The organism is Curtobacterium sp. ODYSSEY 48 V2 (assembly GCF_023712625.1).
In the GTDB taxonomy this organism is placed as follows: domain Bacteria; phylum Actinomycetota; class Actinomycetes; order Actinomycetales; family Microbacteriaceae; genus Curtobacterium.
Map to the genome: position 1 here is coordinate 32,748 of NZ_JAMAXX010000004.1, position 24,175 is coordinate 56,922.

General features: G+C 71.9%; 23 protein-coding genes. 11 read left to right on the forward strand and 12 right to left on the reverse strand.

The features are described from left to right. Positions 1–14: 14 nt before the first annotated feature. The gene (locus M3666_RS07200; RefSeq protein WP_251154886.1) at positions 15–3,500 is read left to right on the forward strand and encodes a TM0106 family RecB-like putative nuclease; all 3,486 of its coding nucleotides are present in this window, start codon (positions 15–17) and stop codon (positions 3,498–3,500) included. Positions 3,501–3,670: 170 nt separating this feature from the next. Further along, a complete protein-coding gene (locus M3666_RS07205) occupies positions 3,671–4,432 on the forward strand; it encodes a nuclease-related domain-containing protein (protein WP_251154887.1) in 762 nt (253 codons plus the stop codon). A gap of 149 nt (positions 4,433–4,581) precedes the next feature. On the opposite strand, the gene M3666_RS07210 is transcribed toward M3666_RS07205, so the two are convergent. The 3 genes from M3666_RS07210 to M3666_RS07220 form a co-directional block, all read right to left on the reverse strand. Next, positions 4,582–5,022, reverse strand: a complete 441-nt coding sequence (locus M3666_RS07210; protein ID WP_251154888.1) for an SseB family protein — start codon at positions 5,020–5,022, stop codon at positions 4,582–4,584. Positions 5,023–5,203: 181 nt separating this feature from the next. Next, a complete protein-coding gene (locus tag M3666_RS07215; RefSeq protein WP_251154889.1) occupies positions 5,204–5,995 on the reverse strand; it encodes an SDR family oxidoreductase in 792 nt (263 codons plus the stop codon). Between the two features lie 125 nt (positions 5,996–6,120). Further along, on the reverse strand, positions 6,121–7,017 hold the full coding sequence (locus M3666_RS07220; RefSeq protein ID WP_251154890.1) for an HNH endonuclease family protein: 897 nt from the start codon (positions 7,015–7,017) through the stop codon (positions 6,121–6,123). Positions 7,018–7,111: 94 nt separating this feature from the next. Here M3666_RS07220 and M3666_RS07225 point away from each other — a divergent pair, with 94 nt between their 5' ends. Continuing rightward, positions 7,112–7,891: an aldo/keto reductase gene (locus tag M3666_RS07225; RefSeq protein WP_251154891.1), complete on the forward strand. Its 780-nt coding sequence runs from the start codon at positions 7,112–7,114 to the stop codon at positions 7,889–7,891. A 19-nt stretch (positions 7,892–7,910) separates the two neighbouring features. On the opposite strand, the gene M3666_RS07230 is transcribed toward M3666_RS07225, so the two are convergent. Continuing rightward, positions 7,911–8,327 carry a PIN domain-containing protein gene (locus tag M3666_RS07230; RefSeq protein ID WP_251154999.1) on the reverse strand — a complete coding sequence of 139 codons (417 nt, stop codon included), beginning with the start codon at positions 8,325–8,327 and terminating at the stop codon, positions 7,911–7,913. 351 nt (positions 8,328–8,678) lie between these two features. Further along, positions 8,679–11,999, reverse strand: coding sequence for a DEAD/DEAH box helicase (locus tag M3666_RS07235; protein WP_251154892.1), 3,321 nt, complete (start codon positions 11,997–11,999; stop codon positions 8,679–8,681). A gap of 95 nt (positions 12,000–12,094) precedes the next feature. Here M3666_RS07235 and M3666_RS07240 point away from each other — a divergent pair, with 95 nt between their 5' ends. From M3666_RS07240 to M3666_RS07250, 3 genes are all read left to right on the forward strand, one after another. Further along, complete coding sequence (locus M3666_RS07240; protein ID WP_251154893.1) at positions 12,095–12,658, forward strand: hypothetical protein; 564 nt, start codon at positions 12,095–12,097, stop codon at positions 12,656–12,658. A 64-nt stretch (positions 12,659–12,722) separates the two neighbouring features. Further along, the gene (locus M3666_RS07245) at positions 12,723–13,172 is read left to right on the forward strand and encodes a BLUF domain-containing protein (RefSeq protein WP_235426535.1); all 450 of its coding nucleotides are present in this window, start codon (positions 12,723–12,725) and stop codon (positions 13,170–13,172) included. A 72-nt stretch (positions 13,173–13,244) separates the two neighbouring features. Then, a complete protein-coding gene (locus tag M3666_RS07250) occupies positions 13,245–13,532 on the forward strand; it encodes a hypothetical protein (protein ID WP_251154894.1) in 288 nt (95 codons plus the stop codon). A gap of 53 nt (positions 13,533–13,585) precedes the next feature. Here the strand turns inward: M3666_RS07250 and M3666_RS07255 are convergent, their stop codons facing one another. Both M3666_RS07255 and M3666_RS07260 read right to left on the reverse strand, forming a co-directional pair. Further along, the gene (locus M3666_RS07255) at positions 13,586–14,509 is read right to left on the reverse strand and encodes a hypothetical protein (RefSeq protein WP_251154895.1); all 924 of its coding nucleotides are present in this window, start codon (positions 14,507–14,509) and stop codon (positions 13,586–13,588) included. A 538-nt stretch (positions 14,510–15,047) separates the two neighbouring features. After that, positions 15,048–16,457 carry an amino acid permease gene (locus M3666_RS07260; protein ID WP_251154896.1) on the reverse strand — a complete coding sequence of 470 codons (1,410 nt, stop codon included), beginning with the start codon at positions 16,455–16,457 and terminating at the stop codon, positions 15,048–15,050. 46 nt (positions 16,458–16,503) lie between these two features. On the opposite strand from M3666_RS07260, the gene M3666_RS07265 reads away from it, so the two are divergent. Beyond that, entirely contained in the window at positions 16,504–16,995 is a 492-nt protein-coding gene (locus M3666_RS07265; RefSeq protein ID WP_251154897.1) for a DUF427 domain-containing protein, read from the forward strand. Positions 16,996–17,071: 76 nt separating this feature from the next. On the opposite strand, the gene M3666_RS07270 is transcribed toward M3666_RS07265, so the two are convergent. Continuing rightward, positions 17,072–17,404: a hypothetical protein gene (locus M3666_RS07270; protein ID WP_251154898.1), complete on the reverse strand. Its 333-nt coding sequence runs from the start codon at positions 17,402–17,404 to the stop codon at positions 17,072–17,074. 112 nt (positions 17,405–17,516) lie between these two features. Between M3666_RS07270 and M3666_RS07275 the strand changes: the two genes are divergently transcribed. From M3666_RS07275 to M3666_RS07285, 3 genes are all read left to right on the forward strand, one after another. After that, the gene (locus M3666_RS07275) at positions 17,517–17,903 is read left to right on the forward strand and encodes a hypothetical protein (protein WP_066653598.1); all 387 of its coding nucleotides are present in this window, start codon (positions 17,517–17,519) and stop codon (positions 17,901–17,903) included. After that, positions 17,903–18,391, forward strand: a complete 489-nt coding sequence (locus M3666_RS07280; RefSeq protein WP_251154899.1) for a hypothetical protein — start codon at positions 17,903–17,905, stop codon at positions 18,389–18,391. The genes M3666_RS07275 and M3666_RS07280 overlap by 1 nt, the downstream gene beginning before the upstream one ends. Before the next feature lie 139 nt (positions 18,392–18,530). After that, positions 18,531–18,971, forward strand: a complete 441-nt coding sequence (locus tag M3666_RS07285) for a hypothetical protein (RefSeq protein ID WP_251154900.1) — start codon at positions 18,531–18,533, stop codon at positions 18,969–18,971. Between the two features lie 2 nt (positions 18,972–18,973). On the opposite strand, the gene M3666_RS07290 is transcribed toward M3666_RS07285, so the two are convergent. Together M3666_RS07290 and M3666_RS07295 are read right to left on the reverse strand one after the other, a co-directional pair. Then, entirely contained in the window at positions 18,974–19,588 is a 615-nt protein-coding gene (locus tag M3666_RS07290; RefSeq protein WP_066653611.1) for a hypothetical protein, read from the reverse strand. Between the two features lie 255 nt (positions 19,589–19,843). Beyond that, the gene (locus tag M3666_RS07295) at positions 19,844–21,349 is read right to left on the reverse strand and encodes an APC family permease (protein WP_251154901.1); all 1,506 of its coding nucleotides are present in this window, start codon (positions 21,347–21,349) and stop codon (positions 19,844–19,846) included. A 123-nt stretch (positions 21,350–21,472) separates the two neighbouring features. Here M3666_RS07295 and M3666_RS07300 point away from each other — a divergent pair, with 123 nt between their 5' ends. Then, positions 21,473–21,901 (forward strand): hypothetical protein, encoded by a 429-nt coding sequence (locus tag M3666_RS07300; RefSeq protein WP_066653613.1) that lies wholly within the window; start codon positions 21,473–21,475, stop codon positions 21,899–21,901. A 303-nt stretch (positions 21,902–22,204) separates the two neighbouring features. On the opposite strand, the gene M3666_RS07305 is transcribed toward M3666_RS07300, so the two are convergent. Together M3666_RS07305 and M3666_RS07310 are read right to left on the reverse strand one after the other, a co-directional pair. Then, the gene (locus tag M3666_RS07305) at positions 22,205–22,966 is read right to left on the reverse strand and encodes a hypothetical protein (RefSeq protein WP_251154902.1); all 762 of its coding nucleotides are present in this window, start codon (positions 22,964–22,966) and stop codon (positions 22,205–22,207) included. Continuing rightward, positions 22,963–24,165, reverse strand: a complete 1,203-nt coding sequence (locus M3666_RS07310; protein WP_251154903.1) for a glycosyltransferase — start codon at positions 24,163–24,165, stop codon at positions 22,963–22,965. The genes M3666_RS07305 and M3666_RS07310 overlap by 4 nt, the downstream gene beginning before the upstream one ends. Between the last annotated feature and the right edge of the window lie 10 nt (positions 24,166–24,175).

Consider the following 24,175-nt stretch of genomic DNA (forward strand, 5'->3'; position numbering starts at 1 on the left):
CGACGGGGGAGCGTGTGCAGATCACCACCAACGGGCAGGTCCTCCTCAGCCCGAGTGACCTCAGCACGTGGGCGACCTGCGAGTGGGCGTTCCTCCGCCGCCTCGACGGCAAGCTCGGCCGCGGTGGCCCCCTGCCCGACGAGCACGACGACATGCTCGAGCGCACCGCACGCCTGGGGGACCAGCACGAGCTCGACTACCTCGAGATCCTCAAGCAGACCCGCGACGTCGTCGAGTTCGAGCGACCCCAACCTTCTGACTACGGATCAGAAGCTCGACGAGCGATCCAGGCCTTCCACGACGGTGCCGACGTCCTGTACCAACCGACCTTCCACGAGCCGCCCACCCCTGCCCGCCCGGGCTTCATCGGCTTCGCGGACTTCATCCTCCGCAACGCTGAGGGCGCCTACGAGGTCTACGACACCAAGCTCGCCCGCCACGCCAAGATCAGCGCCCTGCTCCAGCTCGCGGCCTACGCCGAGCAGATGCAGGCGCACGGCATCCCCACCGGCGAGCAGGTCCACCTCGTCCTCGGCGACCGTACGACCACCACGCACGACCTCGCCGACATCGCGCCGGTGTACCGCACGCAGCGCGCCGAGCTCGAGCGGGTCATCGCCGAGCGGATGCAGGAGGACGAGGAACTGCAGTGGGGCGACCCCCGCTACTCCAGCTGTGGCCGCTGCACCATCTGCCAGACCCAGGTGCAACAGCACCGCGACCTGGTGCTCGTCGCCGGCATGCGCCTCGACCAGCGCACGAAGCTGATCCGGCAGGGGGTGCGGACGATCGACGACCTGGCGGACCGCACCGCGGCCGTGTCAGGCATGTCGCGATCCACGCAAGAGCGGCTGGTCCGTCAAGCGCGCCTCCAGACCGAGACCGAAGCCGAGCAGCAAGCAGGCCGCACCAACAAGACCAAGCCGCGCTTCAAACTCCACGACCCCCGCGCCCTCGACGCGATCCCGGAGCCCGACTCGGGCGATGTCTTCTTCGACTTCGAGGGCGACCCACTGCACACCGAGGACGGCGTCCACTGGGGCCTCGACTACCTGTTCGGCCTGGTCGACGACCGCGCCGACTTCACCGCCTTCTGGGCGCACACGATCCGCGACGAGCGACAGGTGCTGATCGACTTCCTCGCCTTCGTCAAGGAGCGCCGCGCGCAGCACCCGGGCATGCACGTCTACCACTACGCCGCGTACGAGCGGACGCACCTGCTGTCCCTCGCCGCCCGGCACGGCGTGGGGGAGGACGACGTCGACGACCTGCTCCGCGCCGGCGTCCTCGTCGACCTGTACCCGATCGTGCGCAAGGCCCTGGTGGTCGGCAGCCGCAGCTACTCGATCAAGAAGCTCGAGCCGCTGTACATGGGCGAGGACCTCCGCACGAGCGACGTCACGAATGCCGCCGACAGCATCACCGCCTACGTCGAGGCGATCGAGGAACTCCGCAACGGCGACCCCGCGACCGGCCAGCGCATGCTCGACCAGGTCGCCGACTACAACGCCTACGACTGCCGCTCGACCCTGCGGCTCCGCGATTGGCTGCTGTCGCTCCGGCCGCCGCAGACCGAGCCGGCGACCGACGAGGCCGAACTCCTGCCGCCGATCCCCGTCGAGCGCGAGCCGAACCCCGTGTACACGGCACTCGCCGCGCAGATCGCGGACGTCGACCCCCTCGACCGCGACGCCGACCAGACCGCCCTGGCGCTCGCGGCCGCCGCGATCGACTACCACCGCCGCGAGGCCAAGACCTTCTGGCAGGACCACTTCGACCGCCTCCGCAACCCCGTCGACGACTGGGCGGACACCCGCGACGTCCTCGTCGTCGAGCGCGCCTCCGTCGAGCGGGACTGGGACACGCTGCCGCGTGCCCGCTCGCAGTCGCGCGAGATCCGCCTGTCCGGGACCCTCGCGCCCGGCTCACGCATCCGGCCGGGAGGCACGCCCCACCTCGTCTACGACGACCCACTCCCGCCGTCGGTCACCGCTCCGGCGCCGGGTTCGAAGGGCGCGTCGGCTCGCGCCGTCGTGCTGGACGCGGCCGACAACGGCGACGCGTTCGAGGTCCTGGTGAAGGAGAGCCTGCCGGTCGGCGGCGGCGAGCCGCACCACGACTACCCGGTCGCCCTCGCGCCGGCTGCCCCGCCACGGGCGAAGCCGCAGCCCGAGGCGATCGCCGAGTGGGGGCAGGAGGTCCTCGACGCCCTGCCGGAGATGCTGCCCGATCCCGCGCTCGACCTGCTCCGCCGGGTCCCGCCGCGGGGTGCCCTCGCCCCGATCGCCGGGGACGACACCGTCTCCGCGGTGGTCACGACGCTGCTCGGGCTCGACCGGTCGTACCTGGCGATCCAGGGCCCTCCCGGCACGGGCAAGACCTACGTCGGGTCGAACGTCGTCGCACGGCTCGTCCGGGAGCACGGCTGGCGCGTCGGGGTCGTCGGCCAGTCCCACGCGACGAGCGAGAACTTCCTGTCGTCGGTGGTCCGCGCCGGTGTGCCCGCCGACCGCGTGGTGAAGGTGCCGAAGTCCGGTGCGACCGAGGACGAGCTCGAGGCCGCCGCGTGGACCCCGGTGAAGAACAACGCCGCCGTCGCGGCCTTCCTGTCGTCGTGCGCCGAGACCGGCACCGGGGGAGTCGTCGGCGGCACCGCGTGGACCTTCGCGAACGAGGGCACGATCCCGCGGCGCTCCCTCGACCTGCTCGTGGTCGACGAGGCCGGGCAGTTCTCGCTCGCGCCGACCATCGCGTCGTCGATCGCCGCGCAGCGCCTGCTCCTGCTCGGCGACCCGCAGCAGCTGCCCCAGGTGTCGCAGGGGTCGCACCCCGAGCCGGTCGACCAGTCAGCGCTCGGGTGGCTGGCGGACGGGGAACACGTGCTCCCGCCGGAGTTCGGCTACTTCCTCGCACACACCCGCCGGATGGAACCCGCGCTGACCGCGTCGGTCTCGGGGCTGTCGTACGACGGGCAGCTGACGTCGATCGTGAGTGGTCGGCACCTCGACGACCTCGACCCGGGCGTCCACCCGGTGCCGGTCGTGCACAGCGGCAACACGACGTCGTCCGAGGAAGAGGCAGCACGGGTCGTCGAGCTCGCCCAGGGCCTGATCGGCCGTCGGTGGGTCGACGGTGAGGTGTCACGGACACTCACGGACGAGGACGTCATCGTCGTCGCGCCCTACAACGCGCAGGGCGCCCTGATCCGCGAGGCCCTCGACCGCGCCGGACTCCGCGGGACCCAGGTCGGCACGGTCGACATGTTCCAGGGGCGCGAGGCCGTGGTGTCCATCACGTCGCTCGCGGCCTCGAGCGCGGCAGACATCCCGCGCGGGCTCGACTTCCTGCTCATGCCGAACCGGCTCAACGTGGCGCTGTCGCGGGCGCAGTGGGCGGCGTACCTCGTCTACTCGCCGGCGCTCACCACCGGCCTGCCCCCGTCGATCAGTGGGCTCTCCCTGCTCTCCCGGTTCATCGAGCTGGTCGAGCCGCCCCGCTGACGCCCGAACGTGGGGTTTGCTCGGCTCGGTCGTGCTGCCACGGTCGAGATGTGACGGAACGAACGACCACGCTCGGCCAGGACGAACCGGTGAGGGGCGGGGCGCTTCGAACGACCGCGATCGGAGCGCTCCCGATGACGCTGCGCGCACGACGTCCCGGCTACTCAGTCATGCAGGAGTGTCTCCGGCTCCAGTCCGAGGCACCGACTCGGACGCGTGCGGAACGGTTCTGGGGCGTCGATCCCGTCGCGCAGCCCGCGCGCTCCTGGTTCAAGGGAGCCCTGGGGGAGCGCCGTGTCGCTGCCGAGCTCGACCGTCTGGGGCCAGCCTTCACGGTGTTCCACGCAGTGCCGGTGGGGAACGGTTCGACGGACATCGACCACCTGGTCATCGGCCCGACCGGAGTGTTCTCGATCAACACCAAGAACCACAGCGGTCAGCGTGTCTTCGTCGGTGGAGGCTCGTTCATGATCGGTGGGAAGAAGACCTCGCACATCGGTGCCGCCCAGGGCGAGGGGCGCAGAGCGACGCGACTGCTCTCGGCGGCGGCTGGTGGAGCGATCCTCGTCCAGCCGCTGCTGGTCGTCGCCGCGGATCGGATCACGTTCGGCAAGAAGCGCCCCTCGGTCGTCGTGCTCCGGCCGGACCAGGTGCGCGACTGGATCCTCGGGCTACGACGGGCGCACTCGGACGAAGCCGTCCGGTACCTGTCGATGGTGGCTGAGGAGCGGGGCACCTGGCACGCGGCAGCGTTCGTGCCGGACGACACGCTGCGGCTCGAGCAGCGGTTCGATCGGCTGGTCCGCGAGGTCGAAGGTGCTCGCGTACGACGGCGTCGTGCTGCGCTCGCGGTGGTCCTCGGGGCGGTCGGGCTCCCGGTCGCGGGTCTCGTCGCGATGGCAGGCATCGCGACGGCGCTGCTCGGTTCGTGACCATCCCGCGGCCAGGGACACCGCTTCGCGTGGCGTGACGATCTCGGTTCGCGATCGCCGGGAATCGTGAACCAGGATCGTCAGCTGCAGATCGCAGTCAGCAGGTCCGCCAGGCCAGTCCCCGGCGGGCCAGCCTGGTCGGCAGTGGCCTAGCCCTGGGTGGAGTCCTCGGCCTCGGCGTCGCCGTCGCCGGGGATCTCGCCGCGCATCTGCGCCCGGATCCCCGCGAGCACGTCGGCGTGCAGGAAGTTGGCGTCCTCGGCGCTGGTCGGGTCGACGACGATGCCGAACTCCTCGGGCACCGCGGTCACGAGTTCGGCCATGCGGACCGGGCGGGCCTCCGTGCCGGGGACGCCCTCGGTGAGTTCGGCGGGGTCGGTGAACACCGGGACGAAGGGCAGGTCGCGGATCATCACGTGCGCGATGCTCCCGCCCTCGGGGTCGCCCGCGGGCTTCCACGGCACCCACGCGGCACTGCCGAGGAATCCCTGCGCGGAGGATGCCATGCGGCGCCGCAGGGCTCCGGCGGGCGACTCGGTCTTGCCGGCACCGGGGCCGAACGCCGACCCGCTCGTGTCGTTGCTGCTCATGGGGTTCCCTCCGCCGTGGTGTGCCCGGCCATGCTCCCACGTGGTGCGGGCGGAACCGAATGCGGCACCGTCACAGCCAGCTCCCCACCGGACGCGATCGGCGTTGCGGCGGTGGGGCGTGCCTCCAGACCGACGACGGCGCCCGACCCACGAGGTGGGCCGGGCGCCGGACGGACCACGCTCAGTACTTGGCCGACTGCCCGCCGTCGATCGGGACGACCGTCGCGTTGACGTACGAGGCGTCGTCGGACAGCAGGAAGGCGACGACGGCGGCGATCTCGGGGGCCTCACCGTAGCGCTTCGTGGGGTTGACCTGGATGAACTCCTCGGCGGCCTTCCGCGGGTTCTCCGCGTCGATCTGCTTCATCGAGTTCTCGACCATCGGCGTCCAGATCGCACCGGGGGCGATGGCGTTGATGCGGATGCCGTACTGGCCGTACTCCACGGCGGAGTTGCGGGTGAGGCCGACGACACCGTGCTTGGCGGCCGCGTAGCCGGACTGGTTGCCGATGCCGCGGATGCCACCGACGCTCGCGGTGTTCACGACCATGCCCGAGCCCTGCTCGCGCATGATGCGCAGCACCTTCTCGAGCCCGAGGAACACGCCACGGAGGTTGATCGACACGACCTTGTCGAACTCGGCGGCGGTGAAGGACTCGGTGGGGTTCTGCTTGCCCTCGATGCCGGCGTTGTTGAAGAAGCCGTCGATGCGGTCGAAGCGCTCGGTGGTGGCGGTGACGTAGGCGTCGACCTGGGCCTCGTCGGAGACGTCGGCGACGGTGGTGAGCACCTGGGCGTCGGGGGTCGCCTCGAGGACGGCGGCCTTCGTGGCCTCGAGTCCCTCGCTGGAGACGTCGACGAGTGAGAGCTGCGCGCCCTCGGCGGCCAGGCGGACGGCGGTCGCGCGGCCGAGGCCGGAGCCGCCGCCGGTGATGAGGACGACGCGGTCGGTGAAGCGGGTGGTGGATGTCATGGATGGCCTCCTGCGGTCTTCGACGATGAAGGGCTCGGGTCCAGCGGTGGGTCGACGAGTCCGTTCGATGCATCTGCATCGATAGCTCTAGGCTACACCTGTCGTTTTGCTCCGCGGTCATCCGCTCAGCAGCGCGCGAGCACCCGCTCCATCGCGTCGCGCTCCGCGGGCGCCACCCAGAGCCGGTACGTCGTCTTCACCGTGATCTGGTGCTCGACGTAGGTGCAGCGGAACGCCGTGTCCGCGGGCAACCACGTCGCCGCGTCGCCCGAACGCTTCTGCGCGTTCGAGTGGCCGTCGACGGCGAACAGGTTCGCGGGGTCGTTCGCCAGGGCTTCGCGCTGCTCCTGCGTCAGCTGCTGTGCGCCGGTGCGCCACGCGTTCTCGAGCGCGACGACGTGGTCGATCTGCACGAGGGTCGAGGTCCGGTTCCCGCGGACGAAGTCCACCCGCTCGCCGGTGTACGGGGAGACCAGCGTGCCGCGCAGGACCTTGCAGGGCCCCTGCCGCTCGATGTCCGTCAGGTCGCGGGCGAGCACGTCGTTCCGGGTGTCGCAGCCGTTGTGGTCGACGTCGAGCCAGGCGGTGCCGAAGCGGGCCTCGCGGTCGTAGCCGGTCGCGGCGGCCTTGCCCTTCACCGGCAGGGTAGCGAGCTCGCTGCGGGCGGTCGCGGCTGCGGTCGCGTCGGTCGGGCTGGTCGCGTCGGTCGGGCTGGGCGCCTCGGTCGCCTCGGTCGGGCTGGTCGGCTCGGTCGCGTCGACGGTCGGCCGGGAGGCGCCGCCCGCCTCGACCCCACCACCCGCGTCGGCCGTCGGTGCGGTGGTGATCGTCGGTGCGGCCGTCGACGAGGACGTCCCGTCCGCGGCGGCGTCGGCGTCCGCGTCGGTCACGCCGGTGGTGTGCAGCAGCCAGCCGGCGAGGGCGACGACCGCGACGAGGCCGAGCGACGTCAGCGATGCCCGAGCCCTGCGGCGCGAGGAGGTGGAACGGGTGGAACGCGGACGGCGTCGACGGGACGTCATGGGGAGGCCTTCGGTGGTGCGGTGGAGCGGGCCCGGGTGGACCGTCCTCGATCATCCCGTGCGGCACCGACGAACCAGGGCGTAGACACGGGGCATGACCGATCACGCGAACCCCTCCGTGCCCGTCACCGGTGGACCGATGCCGCTCCTCGGCTTCGGCACCTGGCAGATCCCCGACGCCGACGCTCCCGCCGCCGTGGGCGCTGCGCTCGAGGCCGGCTACCGCCACATCGACACCGCCACGGGCTACTCGAACCAGCGCGGCGTGGGGAAGGCACTCGCCGACGCCGGCCTCGCCCGCGACGACGTCTTCGTCACCACGAAGCTCCCGCCGGACAACGCCGACCGGGTGCGCCAGACCATCGAGGAGAGCCTCGAGCAGCTCGGGCTCGACCACCTCGACCTGTGGCTCGTGCACTGGCCGCCGAACGGCGAGGCCCGACCCGACGTGTGGGAGCAGGTCGTCCAGGCGCAGGCCGACGGGCTGACCCGGGCGGTGGGCGTGAGCAACTACTCGCTCGCGCAGATCGACGAGCTGACCGACGCGACCGGGACGACCCCGGCCGTGAACCAGATCCGGTGGAGCCCCGCCGAGTACGACGCCGAGGTCGCCGCGGGGCTGCACGAACGTGGCGTGGTGCTCGAGGGCTACAGCCCGTTCAAGGCGAGCAACCTGCAGGACCCGACGCTCGTCGAGATCGCGGAGGCGCACGACGCCGACAGCGCGCAGGTCGTCGTCGCGTGGCACGTGGCGCACGGGTTCGTCGTGATCCCGAAGTCGTCCAACCCGGAGCGCATCCGGTCGAACGCGCTCGGGGCGCACCTCGAGTTGACCGCCGACCAGGTGTCGCGGATCGACGGTCTCGCCGGCTGACCCGGTCGCGACGGCGGGCTCAGGTCGGGAACGGCCAGGGCCCGCCGTCGTCGTAGGGCTCGGCGAGGTCGAGTCCCTCGGCCTGGGCGATGCGGCGGAGCTTCCGGTCGAAGGTGGCGAGCTGGCCGTGCACGGCCTGCGCCGTGACGAGGACGACCGCGTCCGGCATGCCGAGCCGGCGGCTGGCGCGAATGTCCGCCGCCCGGCGTGCGGTACAGCCCGTGACCGGGACGACCGACACGCCGAGTCGTTCGATGGTGCCGCGCTCACGGTCGGCGTGCCCACGGGACGCCGGTCGCACGAGCATCTCGGCGAGGGTCAGGGCCGAGGTGCAGAACTCGTCCCACGCGTGGTCCTCGACCAGGTCGTACGCCCGCTCGTGCAGGCCGTCGCCCTCGTCGAGCAGCGCGATCACGACGTTCGCGTCGAGGACCATCACCGTGCCGGCCGCCTCCGCCGATGCCCCTCGGACGCGCTCGACCAGACGCCTCGGCTGCCGCCGAAGGAGCCGCCGAGCGTGACCTCGGCGCCGTTGCGCAGCCGGAAGGTGGACGTCGCCGTGGCGCCGTCGCGCCGGACCACTCCTGTTCGCGGCGGCGCAGGATCGGCGTCGGACTCGAGATCGGCGTGCGGCTCGACGTCCGGATCGGCCGGAGTCGGTGTCAGGAGGCCCGCGACCGGGACCTGCGGAGCGGGACGGGGCTGGGCGGAGCTGCTGGTCTCGACGAACATGCGGCGACGGTACCGACACGGGCGTCCGGACGCGAAGGAGTTCGTATGTCGCGGCTCAGGTGAGGAGCGAGCGGATGTCCTCGGCGGTCAGGTCGTCGGCGAACAGGGCGTCGTCGTCGATCATGGTCGCGAAGAGTTCGGCCTTCTTGGCGGCGAGGGCGAGGACCTTCTCCTCGATGGTGTCCTCGGCGATGAAGCGCTGCACGTTCACGGAGCGGGTCTGCCCGATGCGGTGCGTCCGGTCGACCGCCTGGGACTCGGCGGCCGGGTTCCACCAGGGATCGAGCACGAAGACGGTGTCCGCCTCGGTCAGCGTCAGCCCGAAGCCGCCGGCCTTGAGGGAGATGAGGAACGCCGGTGCCGCGCCGGTCCGGAAGCGGTCGATGACCTGCGGGCGCTTCCGGGTCGAGCCGTCGAGGTACTCGTACCCGATGCCGCGGGCGTCGAGTGCCTGGGCGACCATGCGCAGGAAGGTGGTGAACTGGCTGAAGACCAGGGCGCGGCGGCCCTCGGCGGCGAGCTGCTCGAGCTCGTCGAGCAGCAGGTCGAGCTTCGCCGAGGGGATGGGATCCGCACCGGCAGCGACGTCGTCGTCGGCGTCGTGGTCCGTCTGCTGCACGAGTGCCGGCGACAGGGCGAGCATCCGGAGGAGGGTCAGCGACCGGAAGACGATCATCCGGTTGCGCGCCAGGTCGTCGATGAGGTCGAGGACCTTCAGGCGCTCCCGGTTGAGGGTCCGCTCGTACAGCGCGCGGTGCGCGGGGTCGAGCGTCACCCGGACGACCTGCTCCTGCTTCGGCGGCAGATCGGCGGCGACGCTCTCCTTCGTCCGGCGGAGCATGAGCGGTCGGATCCGACGCCGGAGCCGGTCGGTGAGCTCCTTGCGGGCGTCCCCGCGCAGGTCGGGGGAGCCGAGCGGCTTGACGTAGTCGTCGCCGAACCGGGACCACGACGACAGCAGCCCGGGCGCGACGACGTGGAACAGCGCCCAGAGGTCGGTCAGCCCGTTCTCGAGCGGGGTCCCCGTGACCGCGAACTTCACCGGCGCGGGCAGCTCGGCCGCGACCCGGTGCGTCTGCGACTGCGGGTTCTTCACGAACTGCGCCTCGTCGAGCACGAGCGCCGACCAGGACACTCCGGTGTACTCGGCGGCGTCGAGCCGGAGCAGTGCGTACGAGGTCACGACGACGTCGGACTCCGCCGCCGCCCGGGCGACCCGGGCGTGGTCCTTGAGCGAGGTCGCGGTGACGGCGGTCACCCGCAGGGAGGGGGTGAAGCGGGCTGCCTCGTCCGCCCAGTTGCCGACGACCGAGGTCGGCGCGACGACGAGGAACGGCGGAGCGTCGGGCTCGGACCGGCGGGCGGCGGCGATCATGGACAGCACCTGCAGGGTCTTGCCGAGGCCCATGTCGTCGGCGAGCACCCCGCCGATGCCGTGCTCCCGCAGGAACCGGAGCCAGGCGTAGCCGGCGTGCTGGTAGGGGCGGAGCTCGGCGTGCACGGTGTCCGGCACGGGGACCTCGTCCTGCGGTGCGGCGTCGAGCAGACCCGCTGCGATCCGCTGCCAGCGCTCGTCGTGCTCCGTCTCGTCGGCCAGCTGGTCGAACTCCGACCACAGCCCGGCCTGCAGCGGGGTCACCGTCAGGGCCTGGTCGGGTTCCCACTCGTCGAGCTCGCGCGCTTCCTCGATGAGTTCCTTGAGCCGGTCGAACGTCGGGTCGGCCAGCGACAGGTACGACCCGTCGATGAGCTTCATGCGGCGATCACGCTTCGCCAGCGCCCGGAGCAGCGGGGTGAACGGGATCTGCCGCCCGTTCACGGTGACGAAGATGCCGAGGTCGAACCAGTCGTGCTTCTCGGACGGCATCGTCGTGACGCGGATGTGCGGTCGCCCGGTCAGCCGCTCGTGGTCGCCGGGCTCGCCCTGCACGACCGTCCGGACACCGAGCGCGGGCAGGGCCGGCAGGAGTTCGGCCGCGAAGACGGCGACGTCCGCCCCGTCGACCGTGCCGTCCTCGAACCAGGCGAGACCGCCGCCAGGGCCGGTCGTCTCGGACTCGTCGGCGGCGTGCAGCCCGCTGAGGTCGGGGAGCGGACCGTGCAGGGTGACCGGGTCCTTCCGTCCGTCGACGTGCCACCGCCACTGCAGGTGCAGGCGGTCGTCGGTCCGGGGTGCCCGGGCGGGTTCGAACGTCGCCGTCAGGACGAGCTCGGGCGGTGTCCGCTCGGGGAGCTCGACCGAGCCGTCGGAGCTGACGAGACCGAGCGCGCCGCGGAGCCGCGGCGACCAGTCGGCCAGGAACTCGTCGACGGCATCGGCCGGCACGGTGACGCGCGCGCCGTCGACGAGCATGCGGCGCTGGTCCTCGGGGACCGGAGCCGGGGTCGGGGCGAGGGTGACCTGGAACTCGGGGCTCTCGCGGAAGGCGTAGACACCGTGGTCGCCGATCGTTCGCGCCGAGCCGTCGGGTACCGGGCGCCCGTCGACGACCGCACTCGCACCGATGACGAGCGCGCCGTCGTGCCGGGCCGCGTCGAGGAGTACGCGCGCGTCGCCGCCGAGGACCGCGCCGCCCTCGCGCTTGCCCGTCACGAAGGCGATCCCGAGTCCGGCTGCCTGCCGGAGCAGCGGCCAGAGCAGGGGGCTGCCGAAGTCGTCGAGGTGCACCCAGTCGCTCTCGCCGGGGAGTCCCGCGAGCTGCCCGGCGCGGTGCAGCGCGGAGAACTGCAGGAACCAGGTGTGCTGTTCGGGCGCGATGCCGAGCCGGTTCATCGAGTAGGGGAGCGTGCCCCAGGTGAGCTGCCCGCGGACCCAGTTGCCGGCGGCGCTGCGGGTCACCGGGCGGACGCCGAGCCGGACGCTGCGGGCACGGGACGGCAGCGCCCGGCCGGCGGCGCGCGCACGGGAGGCGAGCGCGGCGGGGACCGCGTCGCGCAACTCGAACTGCAGACCCGTGGGGGTGCCCTGCGGGGTGACCGCCCGGTCGTCGTCACCGGCGAGGCGGGCGAGGTCGAGCCTCCAGTCCGGGGCAGGTGGTCGGGCGAGGGGAGCCGCTGCTCGGGGTTCGGCGGCGAGGGCACGCGCGTTGATGGTGAGGAGCGCGGCGGCGACGTGCTTGCAGTCGCCGCCGAGGGGGCAGGAACACGTGCTGCGGACGGGGCGGACGAACTCGCCGCGGGCGACGGTGGTCTCGACGCGGAGCTCGTAGGGGTCGTCGGCGGAGCCGGAGACGGTCGCGGTGACCGTGCCGTCCTCGTCGTGCCAGGTGGCGTCCTCGACCAGGCCCGCGCGGACGACGTCGCGCGCACGGCCGAAGGTCTGCGGCCCGACGAACCGGATGACGTCGACGGCGTCGATCATCGGGGCGGCGGGCACGGGTCCATCGTGCCAGGCGCCACCGACCTCCGCTGCTGGCCCTCCGCTGCTAGCGTGGGCGGGCGCCGGAGGGCGCGCGACACGAGGGGGATCGCATGGGGAACGCAGCGCGCGGCGCAGTCGTGGTGGCAGGGGCGGTGGCGACGGTGGTCGCCCTGTCGGGGTGCAGCGTGCTGGGCGCGGGGACACGGACGGCCGAGGCGCCGGCTCCGAGCGCGACCGCGACGACGGCGGCGACGCCCGGCACGGCGTCCTGCGACCTGGCCTCCGGGACCGGGTCGGTGTCGATCGAGGAGACCGCGGACGCCTACCGCGTCGAGTGGTCCGGCGTGCCGACGGACGACGACGGGGCGCGGCAGGAGTACCAGGTGCAGCTCGGCACCGCGTCGCAGGACGACCACATCACGATGTACATCGAGTTCGACAGCATCACCGGGGCGACCACCTACGGATGGTTCGACCCGGACACCCTCGACGTCGATCCGGTGCCCGGTGACCCGGACACGTCGGCCGGCACCGTGGTCGGTGTCTTCCCCAAGCAGCGGGACATCGACGCTTCGTACTGGTCGCCGTCGTGGTCGAAGACCACCACCGAGGACTCGGACACGACGTACTGCACCCAGGACGGCCAGGTCCTCGACTGGACGCCGCTCGACTGACGTGACTTGTCCGCGTCCCGTTCTGGGGGCGTCGCTGACAGCGGCTCAGGTGCAGGATCGATGCGTGCTGCAGTCACTGGTGTACATGAGTTCCGCCACCGAGCCCTTCGACGAGGGTGACCTCGAGGCGGTGCTCGACCACGCCCGGACACGGAACACCGCCGACGGGCTGACCGGCATGCTCGTGCACCGCGGCGGGCGCTTCATGCAGCTGCTCGAGGGGCCGTACGACGCGGTGATGGCGACGTACGCGCGCATCGTCGCGGACGAGCGGCACGACGACGTCCGGCTGCTCGTCGAGGAGTCCATCCACACGCGGCGGTTCCCGGAGTGGTCGATGGCGTACGACCGCGAGACCGACGGTGTCGAGGTGCCCGAGGGCTTCAGCACCTTCCTCGACCGCGGAGACGACAGCGCCGACCAGAGCCGCCCCCGCGAGCTGCTGCGGTGGTTCCGCAACCACCCGATGGCGGACCCGACGGCGGCGAAGGGCAAGCACCGGCGCGACGCCTGACGCCCTGCCGCCGTCGCGCTCGGAGACCCGGATCGATCGGGTCATACTGGTTCGGTGACGACACTGCGAGGCATGATCCGCTCGACCGAGACGCGCGAGGCCGAGGGCTACGCGGACTCCGTCGTGGCGGCCAAGGAGGCAGCCGTCGCCGCACTCGACCTGGACGGGTTCGCGCTGCTGCAGACGAACGCGGTCGAGAGCAAGGCGACGGGGGAGACCACGATCAAGGCGACTGCGCGGTCGACCGCGACGCGGGAGCACGAGGCGTCCGGACCGAACTACGAGGCGGCGCTGGCGGCGTACCGGAACACCGTGCCGGAGGGGTGGCAGGCGCAGCACGTGTGGGTGGTGGCGGAGTAGCGCGTCCGGCGCCCTCGTTCGTTCCTACTCCTCCTGCTCCTCCTGCTCGTTCCTCAGCCGGTGGGCGCGCCCGTCGCGGGTTCGTCGACGCTGTAGACCGTCGGCTCCGGGACGGGCACGGACGCGTGCTGCCGGAGCCAGAAGCCGCCACCGCCCACGGTGAGCCGGTAGGGGCCGGGGGCCCGGTCGTACCGTCGTGCGACGGCATCCCGGTTGTCGGCGAAGACGCCCCGGGAGAGGGTGAGGTGCCCGCAGTCCGTCGTCTCGAGCGACACGGCCGGGTGCGAGGACCCCACACCCTTCAACGAGCGGTTGGACACGGTGACGGCTCGCGCCGACGTGATCGTGCAGGTCACCTGCTCCTGGTGCGCGTCGTCGTAGGCGATCATGACGGGCAGCCCCGGGAACATCGACAGCGTTGTGACGAAGAAGGCCACGGAGAACAGCGTGAAGAGCAGGTTGCGCACCCGTCGGGGCTCCCGGTCGACGGTGAGCTTGCCGAAGAAGGCCGTGAACGCCGTCCACGGTCCGGTGGCATTCTGTTCGAGCCAGCGGACGAGGACGTCGTGGTGGCGGTGGAACCGGTCGGTGGAGAAGCCACGACCACGTGCGGTCCGGCCGCGGATGGTGGTGTTGCCCGTTCCCGAGGCGCTGAACCCGACGAGTTCTCCGGGCGAGATCGTCACGGTCCGCCGCATGTGCCTTACCACCTCGAGTCGATCGGGGAACACACGGATGCGGTTCCGGATGCTCCCGACGCTCAGGTACAGGCCGAGGACGCCGGCGACGAGCACCAGGCCGCTCGTCCACAGCTGGGTGAACCAGGCACCTCCGAACACCAGGCGCGTCGAGGCCAGCCAGACCCCGAGCGCGAGGACGCCCGCGCACAGTGCCGTCCACACGACCGGCGCGATGACGCCGCCGCGGACCGTGACCGGGCGCGCCCCGTCGACGGCCCGTGCCGTTTCCCCCACCACGGGTCGACCATAACCGTCGAGGAGCAAGGACGACGCGGCTGCTCAGCACGGGTGCACCGCAGCGGCGACGTCCTGCCGAGGTGACAACACGGCCGAACAACGCCCAGGATGACCGTCGTGAGCACATCCGAGACGATCGACGAGCCCTTCGCGAACGAGTTCGTGGCGGCTGTCCGGGCCCGCTTCCACGAGAGCGAACTCCTGCGTGACGGCATGGAGTGGGTCGCCGGTGGCGTGCAGCCGCCGGACGCGGCGGTCATCCTCTACCGGGACCGGCCCGGCGGCCCGGTACTCGGTCGACGCTACCTCCTGCGGGAGTACTCGGCGCTCTTCGGCGGTGCGACGGCGCAGTGGCTGGCGACGGAGGCGTGGGTGTCCGACATCACGGCCCCGTCGGGGGACGGCGAGCGGAAGGACGTCGGCTGGGCGGATGGACTCGTTCCCGATCAGGCCGAGGTCCGCTGGCTCGACCAGGACCGGCGGTGCGCGTGCCCTCCTGACGGGAGGACGCGCACCGTCGCCCTCGGGGCGAGGAGCCTCAGCGCTGCTCTGTGGCCAGCTTGCTGTGCTTCCGCGAGTACCCGAAGTACACCCCGAGCCCGATCGCGAACCAGATCGCGAAGCGCACCCACGTCTCCCACTGCAGGAACGTCACGAGCCACAGCGAGGCGACGACCCCGATGATCGGCACGACGGGCATGAACGGGAGACGGAACTGCCGGTCGAGGTCGGGCTGCCGGTAGCGCAGCACGATCACTGCCGAGCAGACGACGACGAACGCGAGCAGGATCCCGATGTTCGTCAGCTCCGCGACGACGCCGATCGGCAGCAGCCCCGCGAGCACCGCCGACGCGATGCCGAGGATCCACGTCACCCGCGTGGGCACGTGCCGCTTCGGGTCGGTCTTCGCGAACCACTTCGGCATGAGCCCGTCCCGGCTCATCGAGAACCAGACGCGCGAGGCCCCGAGCATGAAGGTGACCAGCACGGTCACGATGCCGACGATCGCCCCGATCGCGATGACGTTCGCGACCCCGCCGAGCCCGACCGACGCGAACGCCGACGAGAACCCCGAGGCGGGGTCGATGTCGGTGTACTTCTGCATGCCGGTGAGCACGAGCGTCGCCAGGACGTAGAGCACCATCGCGATGCCGAGCGACAGCAGGATCGCCTTCGGCATGTGCTTCCGCGCGTCGGTGGACTCCTCGGCGGCGGTGGACATCGCGTCGTAGCCGAACACGGCGAAGAACACGGTGGCGGCGCCGGTCATCACGCCGCCGAAGCCGAACGGGAAGTACGGCGAGTAGTTCGCGCTGTTGATGTGGAAGACCCCGAGCACGACGATGAGCACGACCAGGGCGACCTTGATCGCGACGGCCACGAGCTCGAACCGCGCGGCACTGCGGATGCCCCGGGTGAGGACGAAGGCCGTGAGCAGGCAGAGCAGGATCGCGAAGACGTCGACCACATGGCCGTCGCCGGTGCCGGGTGCACCGAGCATCCACGCGGGCAGGTCGATGCCGAACTGGCCGACGAGGAACCCGACGTAGCCGGAGATGCCGATCGCGACGACGGCGACGATGGCGGTGTACTCGAGCAGCAGGTCCCAGCCGATGAACCACCCGACGACCTCGCCGAGCACGGCGTAGCCGTACGTGTAGGCGCTGCCGGCCTTCGGGATCATCCCCGCGAACTCGGCGTACGACAGTGCGGCGGCGGCACTGGCGACACCGGCGATCAGGAAGCTGATGAGGACGGCGGGCCCGGCGACGCCGTTCGCGACCGTGCCGGCGAGGGTGAAGATCCCCGCGCCGATGATGCCGCCGATGCCGATGGCCGTGAGCTGCCAGAGGCCGAGGTGCCGTTTCAGGCCGCCCTCGCCCTCGGGGTCGTCGTCGATCGTGTCGATGGGCTTCCGCCGGAAGATCCCCTGTGTCGTCGTCGTCACGCGCCCACTCTGCTCCTTCTGCGGCGGCGGTGGTAGACCCGGCTGCATGCATCGTGCTGCTCGTGTCGAACCCGGTCCCGGCCAGGAGTCCGTCTGGGACTACCCGCGTCCTCCCGCCGTCGAGGCGGTACCCGAACGCGTCGTCGTGCGGCTCGGCGGGACGGTCGTGGTCGACACGACCGACGCCGTCCGGGTGCTCGAGACCTCGCACCCGCCGGTGTACTACGTCCCGATGGCGGGGCTCGAGCTGCGTCCGGCGCAGGGGTCGAGCATGTGCGAGTTCAAGGGGCGTGCGCGCTACTTCGACGTGGTCGGCGGGGACGGCGTCGTCGCGCCCCGGGCGGCGTGGAACTACCCGACGCCGGAGCCCGGGTACGAGGACCTCCGCGACCGGGTGGCGATCTACCCGTCGGCGATGGACTCGTGCGAGGTCGGTGGTGAGACCGTGCAGGCGCAGGAGGGCGACTTCTACGGCGGGTGGATCACCTCGCGGGTGGTCGGACCCTTCAAGGGCGGGCCGGGCACGCTCGGCTGGTGACCGCCCGCCCGGCGGCGGCGACGGGGCGGAGGTCCGCCGCGCCTCCAGGCCGTCGACCGGTGGTGGATGACCGCGGTCAGCGGCGCGCGTAGGGCGACCAGAACGGCGGCGGGAAACCGCCGTCCGTCGCGAAGGTGAGCAGCTGCCAGGCCGTCATCACCAGGCCGAGGCCGCCGAGCACCATCCCGATCCACGCCCAGACGCGCACGGCGCGACGCCGACCGGCGATCCGGACCGCGCGGACGCCGCAGAGCACGCAGACGATGCCGAACACGGCCTCGAGGAGCACGTGCCGCGCCATGTCGGCGGCGGGCACGATGATGCCCATCCAGAGCGAGAGGGGAGCGAGCAGCGCGGCGACGGTCGCGAGGACGGCGGGCGGTTCGTGGTCGCGAGCGACGGCTGCCATGGGTCCGAACGTACCGACCCGTGGCCCGGTGCGCTCGCTCCGGGGACGGCCGGTCCGCGCATCGCCGCGCGACGCGCCGGACGGACACTGCGCGAGCGAGCACGATGAGGTCATGCGTTCCTTCGTCCGTGTCCTCCTCGGTGCTGCGCTCGTCTTCGCGGGCACCAGCCACCTCACCTTCGCCCGTCGTGACTTCCGCGCTCAGGTGCCGGACTTCGTGCCGCTCGACACGGACACGACCGTGCTGGCCTCCGGTGTGGCGGAGATCGGACTCGGCAGCGCGCTGCTCTTCACGCCGCGCAGCCGCCGGAAGACCGTCGGCACGGTCGCGGCCCTGTTCTTCACGGTGATCTTCCCGGGCAACCTGTCGCAGTGGGTGAACCGCCGCGACGCGTTCGGCCTCGACTCCGACGAGAAGCGCGTCGCCCGTCTGTTCGGGCAGCCGCTGCTCATCTGGGCGGCGCTCTGGTCGACCCGCGGGTCCGGTACGGGGCGCTGATGGCTGTCCCGGCGGCGTCGCAGGACCCGGACGTGTCGTCCGGGTCCGTCGGCGTGGCCGGGTCGGACGGGGCGGTCGCGTCGCGTGTCGGGGCCGGGTCGGGCGCGGTGGTCGCGGTCGGCCGGGAGGCACGGCTCGCTGCACGCACCCACCGTCGCGTCGCGGACGTGGTCGCCACGGTGCTGCTGCTCGTCCTGCTGGCCGTCGAGTCGGTGGCCGTCGGTGGCGGCATCGTCTTCCTGTCGATGGCCTTCCACTCGTGTGCGGCGCCGGGGAACACCTGCGACGCCGGGCTCGGCGGCGGGGTGGTGACCGTCGGTCCGGTGCTCGTCGTGCTGGTGCTCGTCGGGACGGTCGTCGGTTGCGTCGTGCGGCTCGTCCGGCGACGGCTCGCGTGGCCCCTGGTGCTGGTCGGCATCGCCGCGCAGGTCGTCGTGTTCTTCGCTGCCCTGCTGCTCGTCGACTCCGCCGTGCAGCACGGGTTCTGACGCTCGTCCTGCCGGGCTCTTGCCGGGGATCTGCCGGGCTGCTGCCGGTCTTCCTGCACAGGGTTTGGTCTCGGCATCGTCGTCCACAGATCGTCGGTCGACGCTGCTGCCCGCCGGGCTCGGGCCGCAGGCTCGGAGCATGTCAGGAACCGAAGTGCTCGACCAGCTGTTCACCACGTCCGCACGGACCGACGCCGACGTCGTCGCCCTCGTCTCCGGGGTCGTCGGGCCCCCGATCCGGCGGCAGTGCTGGGTGCTCTTCCTCGACGAACGGGCGCTGCCGATCCCGCTCCTGCTGCCCGTGTCGGACCTGCCGCTGCAGCCGGACGAGCACGTCGAGGACTTCGCCACGCTGGTCGCGGAGGTCTGCGTCGACAACGCTGCGTCCGAGGTCGTGCTCGCGTGGGAACGGCCGGGTGAGACGCAGCTGTTCCCGGTCGACTGGGAGTGGATCGACGCCTGCGCGTGCGCCTTCGCCGAGCGGGCGGTGCGGCTGCGGGGGCAGGTCGTCGTGAACGCCACGGGGGCGTCGATGGTCGAGCTCCACGACGCCGAGGAGCTCGGGCCGGTGCTGCGGTGACCTCAGCCCTGGGGAGCGGTGTCCGGCACCGACTGCCCCGTGAGACCCTCGACGACGGCCTTCGCCTCCGGCCAGAACTTCGCGTAGTGGTCCGGGTCCGCGTTGATCTGCACCGCGTGCGCCATCTGGGTCGGGGTCATCGTCTTCCACCCCGGCGTCTTCACGAGCTTCGCGTAGAACATCGTCGCCGCCGTGTACGGGTCCATCCGCTGCTCGTACGTGCCCCACGCGCCGTTGTCGCGCTGCTGGAAGAGCCCGCGGCTGTCCGGTCCTGCGGCGTCCCCGTGGTCGAGGTTCACCAGGCTCGACTCGCCGATCGCGGTCATCACGCCGACGGCCTGGGTGTGCGGGCCGATGCCGAGCGCCTGAGCGGCCTCGATCACGTACGCGGCGTTCACCAGGCGGTCCTGGCAGAAGCCGGCGACCGGGCCTGCGGGCACCACGATGCCGCCGATCGTGCGCGAGGCGACGTCGGGACAGGCGGGCGCCGCGGTCACGGTCTTCGCTGCGCCGGTCAGCGAGTGCACCGCGATGACGACGACGACCACCACGCCGATGACGGCCGCGACCACGCCTGCCCCGAACACCGAGGCGATGGTGATGCCGGCGCGGCGCATGTCGGGGTCCTTCCGGGCGGGCGGTCCGTCGCGAGTACCGGACGGTCGGGTGCAGGGCACGACGAGCGTACGGGCGTCGGCTGGGAACCGCAGCCGCCCGATCGGGGGTGTCGGCGGCCCCGTGCTCCCGGTCGGTCTTGTCGGCGGCGCCCGTCTCCGGTCAGTTGCGTCGGCGGCCGGATCGGAACGCAGCCGACAGCGAGAGCAGGACGATCGTCCCGATGGAGATCGCGAAGATGACCTCGGACGCCTCCATCAGCCGTCCCGGCGGTGGCCGTCCGCGTCGCCGTGTCCGCCGTCGCCGTCCTCGTGGTGCCGGTGGCCGGTGCCCGGTCGGACCACCGCGGTCGGCTCGGTGACGAGTCCGGTGGGCGCCTTCTCGGTCTGCTTCCGGCCGTGCGTGAACCACGTGAGGAGCCAGAGCAGGACGCCGAGCCCCAGCAGTGCGCCGGCGATCTGGTACTGCTGCGGGTCACGACCGGACGAGAAGGGGAGGACGAGCCACAGGCAGGTGACCACGCCGATGACGGGGATCACGACACCGGCCCGGAAGTGCTTGTGCCCGACGCGGTCGCGACGGAGCACCAGCACCGAGAGGTTCACGACCGTGAAGACCGAGAGCAGGAGCAACGAGGTCGTGCCGCCGAGGACCACGACGATGGGGGAGTCCGGGTCGAGCGAGACCCAGCCGATGAGCAGCAGCGAGATGACGGTGGTGAAGACGATCGCGGTCGACGGCGTGCGACGCGCCGGCGACACTCGCGAGAGGAAGCCTGGCAGCACGCCCTGCTTGCTCATGCCGTACAGCAGCCGGGACGCCATCATCATGTTGATCAGCGCGGTGTTGGCGACCGCGAACATCGAGATGAACGGCAGCAGGTCGGCGATGGGGAAGTCCGGCGCCGCGGTCTGCACGACCGTGACGAGCGGGGTCTCGTTGCCGGCGAGCTCGCCGATCGGCACGACCGCGACGGCGCAGATCGACACGAGCACGTAGATGACCGCCGTGATGCCGAGGCCGGTGAGCATCACCTTCGGGAAGATCCGCGACGGGTCCTTGGTCTCCTCGGCCATGTTCACCGAGTCCTCGAAACCGACCATCGCGAAGAAGGCCAGCGAGGTCGCGGTCGACACCGACAGCAGCAGCGTCTTGTCCTCGGGGGTGTCGAACATCACCACGCGCGAGAAGTCCGCGTTGCCACCGGCGATCGCCCAGAAGCCGATGAGGATCACCATCACCAGACCGGACAGCTCGACCAGGGTGAGCACCACGTTCGTCTTGACGCTCTCACTGACCCCGCGGAAGTTGACCGCCATCACCGCGAGCATGAACCCCATCGCGATGAGCATCACGACGCCGTTCGGCAGCTCGAGGCCGAAGCCGGCGCCGAGGTTCGCCGCGAACGCCCGCGAGGCCGTGCTCGCCGACGTGATGCCCGAGCACATCACGATGAACGTGACGAGGAAGGTGACGAAGTGGATGCCGAACGCCTTGTGCACGTAGAGCGCGGCGCCCGCCGTCTGGGGGTACTTCGTCACGAGCTCGAGGTACGAGAACGCCGTGAGCAGGGCGACCGCGAAGGCGATGAGGAAGGGGAGCCATGCGGCACCGCCGACCTCGGCGGCGACCTGGCCGGTGAGCGCGTAGACGCCCGTCCCCAGGATGTCGCCGACGATGAAGAGCAGCAGCAGCTTGGGACCGATGACGCGCTTGAGCGTGGGCTGCTCCTGCTGCGTCGCGTCCGACTTGGTGGTGGTCATACGTCAGCCTTTCCCGAGGGATGGCACTCTGTCTACTCTCACAGGAAGATCGACGCCGGCTGCAACACGCCCGTGATCCGATCGCGCGGTCGCTCACGGGCTCCGGTGGCTACGCTCCGGGGCATGCACGACGATTCCGACACCACCGAAGAGCCCGTCGAGTTCGCCGACTTCAACGCCAAGCTGCTCGTGCTCGACGTCCTCTGCTACGACCTCGACGTGCTGGAGCCCTACGACGGCGCCGAGGACGAGGACGCCGGTGAGGACCTCGACGTCGAGGGACAGGACGACCGCGCTCGCGAGTACTACGACGACCTCGACCTGCTGCCGTCGCACCTGGCGCTGGTGACCGAGCTCACCGTCGACTCCGACCTCGAGGTCCTCCAGGACGTCCACCCCGGGTGGGACGGGTCCGACGACCGCTACGACCCGCAGAACTGGGACGACGTGCTCGACCTCCCCGCGCTGACGACCGTGTACGCCGCCGCGCCCCTGCCCGCGCACGTGACCGAGCGCCTGGCAGCCAAGGGCGTCGAGGTCCGCTCCGCCTGAGCCCGCGACGCTCGGGCGCCGAGGCATCGCAGCCGCACACTGCGCGCGGGCCCGCGCGACACCGGGGTTGTCGTCCGACAGCGGCATCGTCGTTCCGCCCGCACGGCGAGCGTGCGCGCACACCCGCCCAGGACCGCAGCGCGACATTGCACGCTTCGATCGACACGCGGAACGTCGACCCATGTGGAGGCACCTGGTACGTGCGCATGGTGCGACACCGCACCCGTCGATCGACGGGTGCGGTGTCGAAGTCCGCGTGTGCACGCCCTGCCCCAGCGCAACGGCCGCCCGGCGGGGACCGCGCTACCCCTGCAGCGCCCGCACCTGCTCCGTGAACTGCGCCGCGCCGCCCTGCGCCGGGTGCCGCACCGCCACGGCGTCGATGCCCGCCAGCGCGAGCGCCCCCTGCGCCTTCCGCCCGACCGCGACGACCCGCACGTCCCGGCGGCGACCGGCACGATCGGCGGCACGAGCGTCCCGCAGCGCCTCGAGCAGCGCGAGTGGGACCGGAGCACCGTCGCTGACCTCGGCCGGACGCGGGGTCCGGTTCGTCTGCCGGTCGCTCGCGACGAAGGGGTGGTGCGGGAAGATCGCCCAGGCCAGGGGGAGCGGACCCGACCAGTCCTGCAACGCCGCGTGCACGACCCGGGACGACGCCTCCCACGGCGCGGTCGGCTCCGGCGGCACGAGGACGTCGAAGCCGAGCGTGCCGAGCTCCCGCATGCTCGTGAAGGGGATGCCCGTGTTGGTCATGCCGCGCCAGCCGGGGGCCTCGGCGACGAGCACGGTGTCGGCCGCTGCCCCGACGTGGGACAGGTAGGCCGACAGGTTCGTACGTCGGAGTCGCCCCTCGGCCGAGTCGGTGGAGTAGAGCGCTTCGGCGTCCTCGGCCACCGGCACGGCGTCGAGCGCAGCCCAGAACCCCGACAGGTCGAGCCCGCCAGCCGGCCCTGTCAGGTCGAGCCCGTCAGCCGACGCCGCCGGGGCGAGCGCGCCAGCCGACCCCGACGGGTCGAGCCCGCCAGCCGACTCCGGCCGCTCGATCCCCGCGCCTCCGGCCGTCACGAGCGTCCGAGCACCCGCCGGTACACGTCCTCGAGTCCGGCCGCCGAGCGCTCCCAGCTCAGGCGCTCGGCGTGCTCCCGACCCGCGGCGGCGAGCCCGGCCGCGTACGTCCGATCGGTCAGGATCCGTTCGATCTCCGCAGCCCAGTCGCCCGGTTCGCGGGACTCGAGCACGACCCCGGTCTCCCCGTCGACCACGGCCTCCCGCAGCCCACCGGCAGCCGCCGCGACGACGGGTACCCCGGAGGCGGAGCCCTCGAGCGCCACGAGTCCGTAGGTCTCCGAGTGCGACGGTACGAGCACGGCCGCTGCGCCACGGAACAGGAACGCCAGGTCGGCACGCGACTGCGGACCGACGAAGGTCACGCGGTCGGCGATGCCGTGCGCGGCGGCGAGCCGACGCAGTTCGTCCACGTAGTCGCCTGCCTCGCTCGAGGCGTCGCCCGCGATGACGAGGGTGGGGCGGACCTCCTCGCCGATGCCCGCGACCGCCTCGATCGCCAGGTCGAGCCCCTTCAGCGGCTGCACGCGTGCCGCCGCGACGACGTAGGGCGTCTCCGCACGGCGCGCGCCGGCGCCGGCGGGGCGGAAGACGGACCCGTCGACGCCCGGCGGGACGATCCACGTCCGCGACTCGTCGCCGCCGAGACGCGTGCGGACGGTCGACGCCTCGGCGGACGACACGACGACGACGGCGTCGGAGTCGCGCGCCAGCATCCGCTCACCTGCGGGACGGCCAGCGGACTCGGGACGCTCGCCCTCGGACAGGGGAGTGTCCGACTCGGCCGCGATGGAGTGGAAGGACTGCACGTGCGGGATGCCCCGCTCGCGGGCGACGGGCAGGGCGGCGACGCCGGAGAACCAGTGGTGCGAGTGCAGCACGTCGTAGGGGCCGAGTTCCTCGAGGCCCGCCCGGAACGGCTCGATGAACGCGTCGTGCTCGCCCTTCGGCACCGGCTCCGCTGGCCCGGCGGACAGGAACCGCAGGCACACGCCCGGCACGAGCGAGACGCTGTCCGGCTGCGTGGGCGCCGACCGCCGCGTGATGATCTCCACCTGGTGGCCGCGGTCGGCCAGGGCCTCGGCCTGGTGTCGGACCACGACGTTCATGCCGCCGACCTCGCCGGAGCCGGGCTCGTCGCCGGGGGAGGTGTGCAGCGACACCAGCCCGATGCGCAGGGGTTCGCTCGTGGTGCTCACGGCGTCGAGC

Excerpts from the sequence above, each read along its gene's own strand:
- M3666_RS07270 (WP_251154898.1), bottom strand. The coding sequence starts at position 17,404 with ATGGCAGCCGTCGCTCGCGACCACGAACCGCCCGCCGTCCTCGCGACC.
- M3666_RS07205 (WP_251154887.1), top strand. The coding sequence starts at position 3,671 with ATGCAGGAGTGTCTCCGGCTCCAGTCCGAGGCACCGACTCGGACGCGT.
- M3666_RS07290 (WP_066653611.1), bottom strand. The coding sequence starts at position 19,588 with ATGCGCCGCGCCGGCATCACCATCGCCTCGGTGTTCGGGGCAGGCGTG.
- M3666_RS07300 (WP_066653613.1), top strand. The coding sequence starts at position 21,473 with ATGCACGACGATTCCGACACCACCGAAGAGCCCGTCGAGTTCGCCGAC.
- M3666_RS07210 (WP_251154888.1), bottom strand. The coding sequence starts at position 5,022 with ATGAGCAGCAACGACACGAGCGGGTCGGCGTTCGGCCCCGGTGCCGGC.
- M3666_RS07215 (WP_251154889.1), bottom strand. The coding sequence starts at position 5,995 with ATGACATCCACCACCCGCTTCACCGACCGCGTCGTCCTCATCACCGGC.
- M3666_RS07275 (WP_066653598.1), top strand. The coding sequence starts at position 17,517 with ATGCGTTCCTTCGTCCGTGTCCTCCTCGGTGCTGCGCTCGTCTTCGCG.
- M3666_RS07285 (WP_251154900.1), top strand. The coding sequence starts at position 18,531 with ATGTCAGGAACCGAAGTGCTCGACCAGCTGTTCACCACGTCCGCACGG.
- M3666_RS07230 (WP_251154999.1), bottom strand. The coding sequence starts at position 8,327 with ATGGTCCTCGACGCGAACGTCGTGATCGCGCTGCTCGACGAGGGCGAC.
- M3666_RS07240 (WP_251154893.1), top strand. The coding sequence starts at position 12,095 with ATGGGGAACGCAGCGCGCGGCGCAGTCGTGGTGGCAGGGGCGGTGGCG.
- M3666_RS07225 (WP_251154891.1), top strand. The coding sequence starts at position 7,112 with ATGACCGATCACGCGAACCCCTCCGTGCCCGTCACCGGTGGACCGATG.
- M3666_RS07265 (WP_251154897.1), top strand. The coding sequence starts at position 16,504 with ATGCATCGTGCTGCTCGTGTCGAACCCGGTCCCGGCCAGGAGTCCGTC.
- M3666_RS07250 (WP_251154894.1), top strand. The coding sequence starts at position 13,245 with ATGATCCGCTCGACCGAGACGCGCGAGGCCGAGGGCTACGCGGACTCC.
- M3666_RS07220 (WP_251154890.1), bottom strand. The coding sequence starts at position 7,017 with ATGACGTCCCGTCGACGCCGTCCGCGTTCCACCCGTTCCACCTCCTCG.
- M3666_RS07295 (WP_251154901.1), bottom strand. The coding sequence starts at position 21,349 with ATGACCACCACCAAGTCGGACGCGACGCAGCAGGAGCAGCCCACGCTC.
- M3666_RS07280 (WP_251154899.1), top strand. The coding sequence starts at position 17,903 with ATGGCTGTCCCGGCGGCGTCGCAGGACCCGGACGTGTCGTCCGGGTCC.